The sequence below is a fragment of the Butyrivibrio sp. XB500-5 genome (assembly GCF_003625505.1).
Lineage (GTDB): Bacteria > Bacillota > Clostridia > Lachnospirales > Lachnospiraceae > Butyrivibrio.
Window position 1 is genome coordinate 193,657 of record NZ_RAIS01000001.1, and the last position, 14,434, is coordinate 208,090.

A 14,434-nucleotide genomic window follows, 5' to 3' on the forward strand; every position below is an offset into this window, starting at 1 on the left:
TACTATTACTCGTCTGCCAGTCTTACCTGTTCTCCTGCTTTAACCGGTTTGGTTGCTGTTGTGATGACATATTCGTTTCCCTCAAGTGAACCTGTGATGGCAGCGTTTTTATCATCCTCAGCTTCTACGTTAACATCAATTCTGGTTGCAATATATCTGTTTCCGAGAGGACTTGATTTACCCACAACGGCAAGGACGAACTTACCGTTTGAGTCAGACTTGATCGCACTCTTTGGAACGATCATATCGTAGTCCTTAGATCTTTCTCCGATAGTAAGTGCAATGCTCTGACCGGGCTGAACCTCGGGACTTTCAATCTTGAAAGTAAGCACCTTTTTACCTGCAGGATCAGTCTTGTCATTCTTAATTGAAGTAAGTGTTGCCTTGAAGTCATCACCGAACTGCCACTGATTCTGAGGCTTAGCCGCATCTCCGACCTTAAGCTTCTGAGCCTGATTGTTGGGAACAGAAAAGCTTGTTGTCATATCCTTGCCGTCAACCTGGATGACTGCAATTGTTTCATCGGCTGCGGTTGACTCTCCGGAAGCTTTGGCAAGTGATGAAATAACGCCGGCAACAGGAGCTTTAACCGAAGCACCTACGGAGTCTGATTCAAGCTTATCTACTTTTTCCTTCTGAGTTGCGATCTTGTCGCGAAGTGAACTTAAGCTGATCTCTGTATTGATACTCTTTAATAGCTCATCTTTATCCTTCTCGGCGTCCTTAAGTGCCTGGGCTGTCTTATTCTTGTTATCCTGTGCCATGGCAAGCTTTTGATCGTAGCTAAATGAAAGCTGATCTCCGTATGTTCCGAGCTGAGCTGCATTCTTTTCAAGCTCTGCAATCTTTTTCTCAAGATCCTCGGAACGATCCTCATCTTCAGGATCAACTCCCGCCTGATCGGCCTGTGCCTGTGCAAGCTCATAATTCGGTGTGGCCGCATTATAAGCCGTTCCTGCGCCATCATAAGCTTTTTTCTGTGTAAGATAATCTACAACAGCCTGAGCTTCTTCATCGGCATCAAGCGCTGCCTCATATGTATCTTTTACAGCTTTGAGCTCAGCCTGAAATGAATCATAGCTGGATTTCTTTCCGTTTCTGACACTTGAGATAACCTCGTCGGGAATATCTCCCGAAAAAAGAGCCTGTTCATAAGTAAGCTCGAATTCGTCAAGCTGTGTCTTTGCTTCTGCAAGCTCAGTCGATTCCTTATCCTCAAGATAATAGATAACATCGCCCTCTTCGACGTGATCGCCTTCCTTTACGGCAACACCGGAGATCTTTCTGGTCTCTTTTACCGTGACATTGTAAGGATCCTCGGCGTTAACATCGCCCGTTCCTCTTACCTGCGGTGATACAGGTCCGCTTGAGATCTGCTGTGATGCGACCTGCGGAAGCGAATAATTCATGATCGTATTGGAAAAGAATGTAAGAACAAGCATTACGGACAAGAAGCCAATTGCAACGTTCTTGATAATGTCTTTTCTGGATGCTTTTTCTTTATTCTGATTCTCGATAACTTCGTTCATCCCTTAATTCCTCCTTGGTATGATATTCCTTCAACCAAATAGTCCTCTCCGTATAAAAATATTAGTAACGGAGGAACAAGATATATAACTGCAACAGCAAAGGCAAGGCTTATCTCACCTTCGTTGATCTTTGACAAAAACACCGACAGCGGATGCATATCCGTATTCGTTAACAGGATCAGCGGTTGTTCAACCATGTTCCAGTAATCGAAAAATAACAGGATCGCAATCGACGCTATTCCACCTTTACAGAGCGGCGTACAGATCTTTGAAAACACTTCCCATTCTCCCGCTCCGTCTATAGCCGCGGCTTCAATTACTTCCTTGGGTATCCTTCTCATGAACTTGGTCAAAAGAAATACCGCAAACGGGGAAAAGAATCCCGGAAGCAATATAGCCCATATTGTGTCATAGGTTCCGAGCCATTTGGATACCAAAAAGTTCGGAACAAGTGTTACCTGATAAGGCATCAACATCAATGTAATATATCCAAAAAACAGAGCCGATTTTATTTTGTTGTCATACCGCGCAAATCCATAAGAAGCCAGCGTCGCTATAAGTAGCTGTATAACAACTATCGGAACTGTATATATAACCGAATTCCAAAATTTAAGTAAGTATTCCGGACTCTTGAAAAGTACTATATAGTACTGTGAAAATGTAACCATATCCGGAATGAGCTTAAGGTTTACCGTCTTGGAAACAAAGGTCTTTCCGCCTTTTTCCGAAGTCTCAAATATGCTTCCGTAATTGGCTTTGATCTCCGTCGGCTCCATAAAGGAATTGCTGACGGTCAATATGATCGGAAGCAAAAATATAAATGCAAACACGATCGCACAGACAGTAACCAAAATTGTTTTTGTCCTATCGGACATTTCCCGTCTCTTATGAAGTTTTTCAAAATATTTCTTCTGAATGACGTTTTCCATATTACTAACCTTCAATGTCCTTGCCGTATCTATCCTCTAGTTTGTACATGAAGTAGACAAGTATACTCACTACAACAAACATTATGATTGCCGCCGATGACAGCTTTTGATAATCAAGCGAAGCAAATGTATTGTTCATAAAATGCTGGAGCATATACATTGAACGATATGGGTAATCTCCCGTCATCAAATACACTTCCCTGAAAACCTTAAAGGAATTGATTAGCGACATGATCGCTACAAAGAGAATTGTCGAAGACATATATCTGATCTTGATATACCAGAATATCTGTAACTTATTGGCATTCTCCAGGGCAGCAACTTCCAACAGGTCCTTTGGAATGCTTGCAAGTGCAGACATAAAAAGAATCATGTTATATCCGAGATTCTTCCAAAGAAAAAGAAGTACTATAACTATATGTGCCTGATCCGACTTAAGCCAATCAATCTTATTGTTTCCGAATACCATAAGGAACTTATTGACAATACCGTTGTAATTAAACATTACCTGCCAAATAAGTACTATGGAAGCCGTCGGTACCATAAGAGGGCTCAGGAAAAAAGATCTGAAATAACTTTTAAAAGGAATCCTCGATTCCATTACAGCCGCCAGAAACAGTGAAAAAACAACTGCCAACGGGACGGCTGTAAATGAAAACTTAAGGGTGTTCATTGCTGCGGCGCCAAACGCCTCATTGTTCCATACATTTGCGTAGTTGCTAAAACCAACAAAAACTTTTTGGATCGGGTTATTGATAAAGGAATAATATATAACCACGCAGAACGGAGCAACAAAGAATAAAAGTACGCCCAGTAGCGAAGGCATCAGGAAAAGCCAGGAAATAAGGCTTTTCCTATCATTTGCCGTCAGTTTTTTCTTTTTAAAAACATCTCTTTTGACTATATTCTGTTTCTTAAAAATGCTGCCTAACTTCACTTATTGGTGTCCTTAACTACAAATTCCGGTACTTCGCCGGGTTTAAAACTGAAAAATCCGTTTCCGTAACCGCCGTATACTGTCCTTCCGCTATTTATATCAATCGAATACTGCGGTGAGAAATATGATCCATGGTTATACCATTCACCGGGGAATGAATAATTAAACATTGAATCCAATATCTGCTGTATCTGTTTCTTATCCGTATATGTAACCTTTACCTGATTGGCGATAAGTTTGTCTCTTTCTTCCTGAGTCATACTTTCAACGTCAAATCCCGAATAATAGTTGTAAACCGTAACGGAATCGATCTTGGAAATATCATATTCTGCAGGAACAAAAACTTCATACTTCTTCAATGCTTCTATCGTATTGGTAAAGCCCGCATACACATCAAAGCGCGCATCGGCAAAAAAGTTCTTGCTTGTGGAAGAAAATACGATCTGTCCGATAGGAAGTTCTTCTTTGCACAGTGTAAAGCTGTAATTCTCAAGCAGATCTTTTCTGTAAGCATCGCTTATTTCCTCATAACTAAGCTTGGTAGTAGATGCTGCTTCCAATCCATTGGTATATTCAACGGTACGATTATCCTTTTCCTTATCAAGAGCTCTGAAACGATCGTCATTAAAACAAGGGAACTCGCCCTTTATAAACTCTTCTCCGGAAACCATTCTGTCCATGAGCTCAGGATCGATATCGTAAGGGATTGTTATCTCCCTGTATACTTTCTTTCCGTTCTTCAATCTGTACAGAATTGTTCTGTTCCATCCGCTATCTCGATACCTTCCGGATTCATTCATTTCCTGCTTGGTGTTCTTAATTGTTGCCATTCCGATCTTAGCGATATCAACAAATAGATCTACATCGGTAATGCGCATATTTTCTTCGGCATAGTCCGAATAGATATTTCCATTATTTTCGTAGTACTCATATGAGATCGGACCGTCAAGGAATGCACAACTTTCAATTGAATCTGTATTGGGTATATAGCTGTCAAAGCCGCACAGATCACCCTTGTGGATCATAAAAATAAGGAATAAAACGGCAACAGCCATAAGTGTCTGAGCAATTCCCTTGTTAAAGCTCTTGATGTTATTGTTATCAAACAAAACTTCAACAATACATCCTACTATAACAGCGGTTATTACCATGATCACGCACATAAGCAAATATGTTCTTGTATTTTGCTTGGAAAAGGCAATGTTAGTCATTAAGGATATAGCGAACAGTCCTGATACCACACATATAGAGATCTTTACAAACCATCTGAACGGTCTGAAGATAATACTCTTTCCGGTATCTTCGGCTTTTCTTACCTTGCTGACAAATATGAGTAAAACGATCGCTATAATACCGACCAAAATAGTATCCAGATCGCGAATCATGTTGCTTTTCAAAAACTCAAATACCGCTTTGCAGTTTTGATTGTAATTGAGCTTCTCAATATAATCATGAGCTGCACTCGTAGAGAATACCCTGTCGGCCAAAGGTGACAGATATACATTGGTCTCGGATTCACTCGAGAAGGTCGCGAAAAACATCTGCTTTAACTGAACAAGCTCTAAGCTGATAATACCCGGAAGGAATGCAAAGAATCCCGTAAGTAGGATCGCAGTCGGGAAATTACCACTAAGAAACATAGCGAGTACAGTAACCGAATAAACTACAACAAACGTTATTATCGTGCGGATTGTTTCAACCAACACATTAAGGAGCACCGGTCCGTTTACCGCGCCAAAGCATGCGGCAACAATAAGTCCAATAACCTCTACCGCAATGTACATAAGTGTAAATGTACCGATCGCATTGGCAAAGTTCTTTCTTATTCTCTGATGCCTTGTCGTTGGCTGACTTAAATAAAAATCAAGCTTACTCTGTGAAAAGAGATATGAAAATCCCTGATATGCAAACATAATGGCAACAAACATTGCAAGAAGCCATCCTATCTGCTTAAAGCCCATAACCACAATGACCGCGTCCAGCTTGGAGTTATAAAACTTCTCCGCACTCTGTCCGGATACTTCGGCATAGTTAATGGTCCTTGTGATAGTCAAGACCATACCGAAAATATAGTAAATTGCCATGAGCGGTAATGCGATAAGTGACGTCCACAGAGTTCTGTTTATGTAATTCTTTCTGTTCTTGATCCTATCACTCAAGGATAAATTTACGGATGTCATATCCAACTACCTCCGTCTCACTAATAAAGATCTCTTCCAATGTAAGTGCCAGTATTTCAAAGAAAATCGGATTTCCTCTCTTAAATGCATTCTCGATTTCTTCTCTCTCACCTCTTATAGTGAGTGTATGAAGGCGTCCGCGTTTCTCATGAAGCATTACATCGAGTCCTTCAAGAGCATTTCTCTCATTGTCTTCAGACTCAAATACGCATTGAACCTTCTGCATGCCAACCTTCATATCGGCGATGTCCTCAGAAAGGATCACTCCGCCCAAATGAAGGAGTCCTACATGATCACATATATCCTCAAGTTCTCTTAAATTATGAGAAGCTATGATGGGAGTAAGTCCTCTGTCTGCCATCTCGGCAGCAAATAGACTCTTAACGCCTTGTCTTACAACAGGATCAAGACCGTCAAATGTCTCATCGCACAAAAGATATTTAGTCCCCGCACAGATTCCAAGTAAAATGGAAACCTGCTTTTTCATACCTTTTGAAAAATTGACTATCTTTCTCTTTACATCAAGTCCGAACCCCTGGGCCAATTTGAAGAATCGCAATTTATCAAAGTTTGCATAGACTCCTTCATAGTAATCAGCCATCTCTTCGGGTGTGCTGTTCGGAAGGAAATACTGCTCATCCGAGATGTAGAATAAATCCTTCTTGACATCGGGATTGTCGAAAACCGGTCTCTTATCAACCAGAACGACTCCCTGATCCGGTCTTATAACTCCCGAAATAGTTCTTAAGATTGTACTCTTTCCTGCACCGTTTGTTCCAACGAGTCCAAAAACTTCCCCATCTTTAATACTCAGTGAAACACGATTAACGGCTTTGATTTCATCAAAAGATTTTTCAAGATCAATTAATTCGATCATGTCGTTCCTCCTCCTTTGATCATTCCGGAAAGGTACATCTTTACTTCATTAATGATCTCGTCAAAAGTTATACCTATCTCTTCTGCTTCTTTGAACAGACCTGCAATCTCCTCTATAAGTTCAACTTTCTTGTTGTCCTTAAGGAGTGCGTCTCCTTTAACAAAATTGCCCCTACCCTTAACGGTATAGATAAAGCCCTCACGTTCAAGCTCTGTGTAGGCTTTCTGTACAGTATTGGGATTGGTCGACAATTCCATAGCAAGACTTCTCACCGACGGCATCTGGTCGTCGGCCTGCAGGATTCCCTTAAGAATCTGCATCTTGAAACTCTCTGCTATTTGTTCATAGATTGGTCTGCTATCTTGGTAATCAATAATCTTCATAGCGCTCCCACTCATTAATAAAAGTGAACAATATGTAACAAAAAACAAGTGTACTATGTTTACTAGTACACTTGTATTGTATGATATATACTGTAAAAAGTAAATACCCCAAATTAAATTTATTTTAATTCTTGAAACTGTGAACCGGTGCAGGTATTCTTCCGCCCCTGTTTACAAAGTCATCACAGGAAAACTTATTAACCGGCATGATTGGCGCATATCCAAGGAGTCCTCCGAACTCAACCGTATCACCGACAGTCTTTCCGATAACGGGAATAAGTCTTACCGCCGTAGTCTTCTGATTGATCATACCGATTGCCATTTCATCGGCTATTATACCTGCAATTGTTGTGTCCTTAGTATCTCCGGGAACCGCGATCATATCAAGTCCCACAGAGCAAACACAAGTCATGGCCTCAAGCTTTTCAAGTGTAAGACAGCCTGCTTCAACGGCATTGATCATTCCCTGATCCTCGGATACAGGGATAAACGCTCCTGAAAGTCCTCCTACATAAGAAGAAGCCATTACACCGCCTTTTTTAACCTGATCGTTAAGAAGCGCAAGTGCTGCGGTCGTTCCGGGTGCACCTGCATGCTCAACACCGATCTCGTGAAGGATATCGGCAACGCTGTCACCGATGGCGGGTGTAGGCGCAAGTGAAAGATCGATTATTCCGAAAGGAACACCGAGTCTTGCGGAAGCTTCTTTAGCAACAAGCTGTCCGACTCTTGTAACCTTGAACGCTGTCTTCTTGATTGTCTCGCAGAGGATCTCGAAATTCTCTCCTCTTACTTTTTCAAGAGCTGTCTTAACAACGCCGGGTCCGCTGACACCGACATTTATGATCTTATCAGCCTCTGTCACTCCGTGGAATGCACCTGCCATAAACGGGTTGTCATCGGGAGCGTTGCAGAAAATAACAAGCTTGGCACAGCCAAGTGAATCGCTTTCCTTGGTAGCCTCTGCGGTAGCTTTGACGATGGAGCCCATCAGTCTTACGGCATCCATGTTGATACCTGTCTTGGTAGAGCCTACATTAATAGAAGAACAAACAACATCGGTTGTAGAAAGCGCAAGAGGAATCGACTCGATAAGAAGTCTGTCTGCACTAGTCATACCCTTACTTACAAGTGCTGAGTATCCTCCGATAAAGTTAACGCCGACTTTCTTGGCGACTTCATCAAGTGTCTTTGCAATCTCCGCAAAGTCTTCTTTTGTCTTGCAGGCAGCGCCACCGACAAGAGCTATGGGTGTTACGGATATTCTTTTATTTACAATGGGAATACCGAATTCTCTTGAAATCTGATCTCCGGTCTTAACCAGATCTTTGGCCGAATCGTAGATCTTGTTGTAGATATTCTTTTTAAGCTGCTCAAGATCTGAGCTGATGCAGTCGAGAAGGCTGATGCCCAGCGTAATTGTTCTTACGTCAAGGTTTTCCTTCTCTATCATTTCATTGGTCTCAAGGACCTCTTTAGTATTGATCATTATATTTTTCTCCCAAAAAACCAATTAGATTCTGTGCATGGAATCAAAGATTTCTTCCTTCTGGCACTTAATTACAACGCCGATATTCTTACCAAGCTCTTCAAGATCGTCAGCAACGCTGTTAAAGTCCTTGGTAGTGCCTGCCATATCAACGATCATCATCATATTAAAATATCCGCCTACGATGGTCTGTGAAATATCAAGAATATTGATGCTTGAATCTGCAAGATAGGTGCAAACCTTTGCGATAATTCCGACTGTGTCCTTGCCAACAACTGTAATGATAGTCTTTTTCATAAGTCCTCCGATAAATAATTATATCTCGATAACAGGCGATAGCTCTGCTCTCTTAGCAACCATAATGGGAAAATCCGATGAACTGTACGGATTGTCGCCCATATCAACTTCAAGTCTGACCGTCTCATAAGCAAGCTCCGGCAGATTGTTCTCTTTGGACAGATGCCCGAGGAACACTCCTTTTATCTTGTCATTAAGGAGCTTGCAGAGGAGCTCTCCGCTCTTTTCATTGGATAAATGCCCTCTGTCACCCATTATTCTGGTCTTTAACATATAAGGATAAGGTCCCGTCTGGAGCATCCTTATATCATGATTTGCTTCTAATAATAACGCGTCGCAGCCCGATAAGCAACTGACAGTATAATCATCGTAGCAACCAAGGTCCGTGGCAACGCCTATTTTCTTATCGCCTATATACACTCTGTATCCGCATGGCTCTGCGGCATCATGCGATATTTTCATGGGATTGATCGTCATGTCGCCGACACAGATGCATGTATCTGTAAGAAGCTTGTTAAAAGAGGCATTTACCATCTCGCCTTTTTTATCGCTCTTAATTATACCGTCTATCGTTCCTGCGGTTCCGTATATCGGAATGTCATGCTTTTTAAGAATGGTGTGAAGCGCCGCTATATGATCCACGTGCTCATGTGTCACGAAGATCGCATCGAGATCGTCAAAAGAAAGATCGAGTCCCTTAAGGCCTTCTTCTATTCTCTTTTTACTGGTCCCGGCATCAATCAATATATGTGTGTTGTCGGAGCCTATGTAGGTACAATTGCCGCTACTGCCGCTGGCAATACTGGTAAAACGCATATAAATAAAAACCTCTTACTTCCAATATACTTCTATCTTATCGCCCTCATGAATGGCCTGCATATAATCGGGAGTCGCACCGTTAAGCGTTGTTACAATGCTTCTTCCGTTGGGTTTGGAAAGATCAAAATCTATGGCATCGAAGATATCTACAAAGATATAATCAGCCTTTCCGTGAAGAGTCACGGCGTCGTTGTTTACAAATATATGTAAGTCGTGAGCAAGAATATTCTTTACAGGCTCTTGCTCGCTGCTGTTTTTCTTGTACTCGCCGTCATCATCGGGAAGATCGTCAAACGAAAGCTGCCCGTCCTTCCCCTCAATTATCTTGACGTCATCGGAGTTTGCATAAGACTCCTGATTAGCCTGTGAGATCGCAACTTCATCGGCGTTCGGGAAATCCCTGTAATAATCCATGATAGCTTCTTCCTGAGCCTTGAACTCGATCTTGAAGTTCTCATAGACAGGCGTGTCCTTATCTCCGCGCTCGTTGTTAACGATGATCACTGTATCTTCATTGATCTCAATGTCCATAAGAGCAGCGATCTGCTCGGCTGTATTGTAATCGAGCACCTTGACTTCATCGCCGGAGTTAATGCTGTAAAGCGCAGTCTGAGGCTCGCCGTTAACTGTTGCAAATCGTGAAGCCTCTACATTCTTGCCGTTTACATTGACATTGAACTTGGTCTTAAACTCAGGGATACTCTCGATAACGGCTTCTCCCGGAGCTCCTGCTGTTGAAGGAACAACCTCGATAATGTCATTGGCATGGATCTTGGTGTGAATATCTGCGGGCTTACCGTTAAGTGAGATGACTGCCGGCTCGCCGGGCTCACCTCTCGATGCTCTTTCTTTGCCGTTGACAGTATATCTAAGCTCTTCACCTCTCTTAGGGAAAAGATCTTCATTCGGAAATGCAGCCTGCATAGCGGCATCCACGATCTGAAGCTTACCGTTGTCATATATCTTGGTCTGAATACCGTTAAAGGAAACAAAGATAAAATTATTGGCTTCCTCATAATAGCTTATGCAGATACCAAGCGGTGTAACAAGAAGAGAATCTCTCTCGATTCCGTCGTTATTAAGGAAAGTAATGTTCTTCATTACTTCCTCGCCTCTAAGAGCAACACGTTCTTCGGGAATATCCATTTCTTTTGCTATAGCCTTGGTATAACCGGGCACGCATCCGCCACCGCCGACTACAAATACAGCGCTGACAGCTTTATCGCCGTTTAGCTTCTTGATCTCTTCTACAGCTTTCTGTGCCATCATATCTACCTGAGGCTTGATGATACGAGCTATCTCTTTGGCTGTTATAGTTTTACGAAGCCCCATGATATCAATATATTCAACTCTGTCGTTGTGGCTTGCCGCGATCTTGATCTCATCTGCCTGGTTAAAGTCAACAAGACAATGATGAGCGATTATCTCGGTAATATCGTCACCTGCTATGGGAAGCATACCGTAAGCCGTGATAGATCCGTCATCGGTCACACAGATATCGGATGTTCCCGCACCGACATCTATAAGCGCAAGATTGAGCATTCTGAATCTGTCGGGAATAGCTACCATCATTGCAGCGATAGGCTCGAGTGTAAGATTGGCAACGTTAAGCTCCGCTCTCTCGCATGCCTTGTAAAGACCGTCAACGCAGTCATCGGGAAGGAAGGTCGCAATAAGCTCAACACTCACCTTGCCGGCATTATGTCCCTCAAGATTGGCAATCTGATAACCGTCCAAATAATAATGCATCACAGAATATCCAACCAGATAGAACTTAAGGTCGGATGTATTATTCTTAAGGAATTCCGAATAAGCCTGCTCAACGGCTGCGGAATTAAGATTATATATATCTTCATCCGTTATATCATGAGATTCCGGATACTCATATTCATATGTGGTCCTGACCGTTCTAAGAACACGACCTGCGGCAGCTATACAAACATCGGTAAGATGAATGTCTGTCTGCTGCTCAAGATTTTCTTTTACTACCTTGATGGTGGCGCCGACTTTTCCGATATCGTGAATCTGTCCGTCAAGCATAGCTCTTGTCTGGTGTTTTTCGACGCTCTGAGCAATGACATTGAACTGTCCTTCATTCATATAGCCGACAGTACCTACAACGCTCCTTGTTCCGATATCAAGTCCAAATACCACCTTCTGATCCGATTGCTCTAAACTTGCCATCATCTTCTCCAATCCAATAGTTTCTTTCCGATAATATCCGCAACAGTATCAAGATCCCCACTGTTGTCCAAAACAAAATCGCAATGCTCTCTGAAGTCATCGTCAGAAAGCTGCTTTTTAAAGATATCCGTGACCTTCTCATCCGAGTATCCGCGTGAATCCTTAAGCCTCTGTCTTCTGACGTCTTCGGAAGCATATACATACCACAGCTCATCGACTATATCTTCATAGCCGTTTTCTATCAAAAGAGCTGCCTCCACAAAAACAAAGTCCAGCCTATTTCTAAGCCTTTCTTCATCTATAATATTAATAATATACGTATTAACTGCAGGATGCAAAATATTGTTGACTGCCCGGAGCTTTTTTTCATCTCCGAAAATAGCCTTGGCCATTTTGGCTCTGTCTATCTCGCCGTCTTCTCCCAGGATTTCTTTTCCCAAGAGATTTACCAGCTCATCATAAGCGGGATAACCCTTCATCTTGATCTCGTTGGCAACGTCATCGGAATACACCACCTTACAATTATAGTTCTTCTTAATGTATTCAAGGACCGTGGTCTTTCCGGCTCCGATGCCGCCCGTTATTCCTATGATGTTGGTCTTTCCTTTTTGCAGTTTATTTTGCTTCATACCAGTCGTTTCCGGTGTGGCAGGTTGCTTCCATGGGAACAACCAGTGTCACAGCACTCTCCATCTCTTTAGTAAGTAATTCTTTTACAATGTCCGTCTCATCCTGCGCAGTCTCGATGACAAGTTCATCGTGAATCTGCAGGATAAGTCTCGACTTAAGGTTATCCTTCTTAAGTCTGAAAAAGACATTTATCATTGCTATCTTCATAATATCAGCAGCAGTTCCCTGTATGGGAGCATTCATGGCAACTCGCTCGCCAAACTGCTTGATATTGAAATTACTTGCTCTAAGTTCCGGAATGGGTCTCTTTCTTCCGAAAAGAGTGATACTTCCGCCGCTCTCCTTGGCCTCCTTGACGACTCTTTCCTGATATTCCTTAACTCTCGGGTATGCCTCAAAGTATTTATCCATGTACTCTTTGGCTTCCTTAGGCGATATGGAAAGGTCTCTTGAAAGTCCGTACGCACTGATTCCGTAGACGATACCGAAGTTAACGGCTTTGGCGCTTCTTCGCTGCTCGGAAGTAACTTCCGAAAAAGGAACGTGAAATACCTTGGATGCGGTACTTGCATGTATATCCTCACCGTCATGATAAGCCTTTATAAGACCTTCATCGCCTGACATGTGAGCAAGTATACGAAGCTCAATCTGTGAATAATCGGCATCCGCAAACACATAACCTTCTTTTGGAACAAAGACTTTTCTTATCAGTCTTCCAAGCTCAGTCCTCATCGGAATATTCTGAAGATTGGGCTCTGTGGAGCTGATTCTTCCGGTTGCCGTTATCGTCTGATTAAAGCTTGTGTGAATCCTGTCGTCATCTTCTATAAATGCGGCCAGTCCGTCTGCATAGGTGGACTTTAATTTCGCTAGTCCCCTGTATTCGAGAATATCCGATACTATCTTGTGTTCGCCCGCAAGCTTTTCAAGTACGTCCGCTGCGGTAGAATAGCCGGATTTGGTCTTCTTTTCTGCGGGAAGTCCAAGCTTTTCAAAAAGGACTTCTCCGAGCTGCTTGGGAGAATTGATGTTAAATGTAACTCCCGCAGCGTCATATATTGATTTTTCAAGCTCATCTATACGAACCTTGAGCTCATCTCCGTATATCTTAAGCTGTTCTCTCTTGGCGATGATACCCTCTTTTTCCATAGAGAAAAGAATGTATGAAAGAGGCATCTCAATATTGTAAAACAGTGCTTCCATTCCGCCTTTTTCAAGCTTTTTCCTTATAAGAGGCGCAGCCTTTCTGCATATGAAAGCAGCCTTACTTGCATAAGCCGAAAGCACGTTACTGTCGGCGTTTGATAAAAGCTCTTTTCCGAAGAGATCTGCTCTTTTCTCAAAATTTATCCCCAGATATTCCTTGGAAATATCTTCTATCATGTAATCGTTCTTATTTGGATCGTTAAGATACGCACCTATCAAAGTATCAAAACACCTTGGCTCTTTGCTGTAAGTATCATCTTCAGTGTAGCCGTAGTCTCTTTTTTCTATTTCATAAGGAGTGAAAAGATTGTATGAGCTCTTGATATCAAATGTCGCAAGATTACTGTTCTTACTGAGCTCGGCAAGCTTACCTCCGAGGTAATCTCCCGTTATAAAGCCCTGAATGGGGATATAAACCGATGTCTCATCTTCAAAGCAAAGAGAAATTCCGATGATATCTTTCTTCTTGATACTTCCGTTTGAGTCAACGGTATCTATTATCGGATAAAAGCCCACATATGATTCCGTTCCTGTTTTGGCGGCTTTATTAAATAGGTCTTCAACCTCCGAAAGATCTGATGTCATGCCCGTCTTGACTTCAAATACAGGTGTAGCGGCAGCTTTTCCAAGCGGAGATACCTGCGCGATCTCTTTTTCCAAAAAATCAACCAGTGCATCGTTGCATTCGCAGCCATCGGCGCCAAGCAAAGCACTGTCGGTATAGATTTCCAATATTTCTTTTAACCTTGCTGTCTGAGATGCAACGGCAGGCGAAGGCTCTTTTCCACTATCATCAGAATCAAATAAAACGCCAAGCCTCTTGTGTTCTCCGGATCTTACAATGCTCTTAAGCTTAAAAAGTGCACCGTAAATACCGCTGACGAATTGTCCGTCAGCGTCCGTAAAAGCAGGCATAGCGTTATATGCGTCATGTATTAAATTAAATGCGTTAATCGTTAGGATATCCAAAGAAT

The 14,434-nt window shown here is 42.3% G+C and carries 12 protein-coding genes; all 12 read right to left on the minus strand.

What is annotated here, in order from left to right; translation table 11 throughout:
* Nucleotides 1-5 precede the first annotated feature (5 nt).
* Nucleotides 6-1,529 carry an efflux RND transporter periplasmic adaptor subunit gene (locus D6856_RS00880; protein WP_092243452.1) on the minus strand — a complete coding sequence of 508 codons (1,524 nt, stop codon included), beginning with the start codon at nt 1,527-1,529 and terminating at the stop codon, nt 6-8.
* Nucleotides 1,526-2,458, minus strand: coding sequence for a carbohydrate ABC transporter permease (locus D6856_RS00885; RefSeq protein WP_243113978.1), 933 nt, complete (start codon nt 2,456-2,458; stop codon nt 1,526-1,528). The genes D6856_RS00880 and D6856_RS00885 overlap by 4 nt, the downstream gene beginning before the upstream one ends.
* A gap of 4 nt (nt 2,459-2,462) precedes the next feature.
* The gene (locus D6856_RS00890) at nt 2,463-3,395 is read right to left on the minus strand and encodes a carbohydrate ABC transporter permease (protein ID WP_243113979.1); all 933 of its coding nucleotides are present in this window, start codon (nt 3,393-3,395) and stop codon (nt 2,463-2,465) included.
* The gene (locus D6856_RS00895) at nt 3,392-5,575 is read right to left on the minus strand and encodes a DUF6449 domain-containing protein (RefSeq protein WP_120685352.1); all 2,184 of its coding nucleotides are present in this window, start codon (nt 5,573-5,575) and stop codon (nt 3,392-3,394) included. The genes D6856_RS00890 and D6856_RS00895 overlap by 4 nt, the downstream gene beginning before the upstream one ends.
* Complete coding sequence (locus tag D6856_RS00900; RefSeq protein WP_092243457.1) at nt 5,547-6,452, minus strand: ABC transporter ATP-binding protein; 906 nt, start codon at nt 6,450-6,452, stop codon at nt 5,547-5,549. Before D6856_RS00900 ends, D6856_RS00895 begins: the two co-directional genes overlap by 29 nt.
* Nucleotides 6,449-6,835 (minus strand): GntR family transcriptional regulator, encoded by a 387-nt coding sequence (locus D6856_RS00905; RefSeq protein ID WP_092243460.1) that lies wholly within the window; start codon nt 6,833-6,835, stop codon nt 6,449-6,451. Before D6856_RS00905 ends, D6856_RS00900 begins: the two co-directional genes overlap by 4 nt.
* Before the next feature lie 124 nt (nt 6,836-6,959).
* A complete protein-coding gene (locus D6856_RS00910) occupies nt 6,960-8,324 on the minus strand; it encodes a PFL family protein (RefSeq protein WP_092243464.1) in 1,365 nt (454 codons plus the stop codon).
* A gap of 24 nt (nt 8,325-8,348) precedes the next feature.
* Nucleotides 8,349-8,621 (minus strand): ACT domain-containing protein, encoded by a 273-nt coding sequence (locus D6856_RS00915; RefSeq protein ID WP_092243467.1) that lies wholly within the window; start codon nt 8,619-8,621, stop codon nt 8,349-8,351.
* Between the two features lie 18 nt (nt 8,622-8,639).
* Complete coding sequence (locus tag D6856_RS00920) at nt 8,640-9,437, minus strand: MBL fold metallo-hydrolase (RefSeq protein ID WP_092243470.1); 798 nt, start codon at nt 9,435-9,437, stop codon at nt 8,640-8,642.
* 15 nt (nt 9,438-9,452) lie between these two features.
* Nucleotides 9,453-11,624: a cell division protein FtsA gene (locus tag D6856_RS00925; RefSeq protein ID WP_120685353.1), complete on the minus strand. Its 2,172-nt coding sequence runs from the start codon at nt 11,622-11,624 to the stop codon at nt 9,453-9,455.
* Nucleotides 11,624-12,253: a dephospho-CoA kinase gene (coaE, locus tag D6856_RS00930; protein ID WP_120685354.1), complete on the minus strand. Its 630-nt coding sequence runs from the start codon at nt 12,251-12,253 to the stop codon at nt 11,624-11,626. The genes D6856_RS00925 and coaE overlap by 1 nt, the downstream gene beginning before the upstream one ends.
* Nucleotides 12,240-14,429, minus strand: coding sequence for a DNA polymerase I (polA, locus tag D6856_RS00935; protein WP_243113980.1), 2,190 nt, complete (start codon nt 14,427-14,429; stop codon nt 12,240-12,242). The genes coaE and polA overlap by 14 nt, the downstream gene beginning before the upstream one ends.
* Nucleotides 14,430-14,434 lie beyond the last annotated feature (5 nt).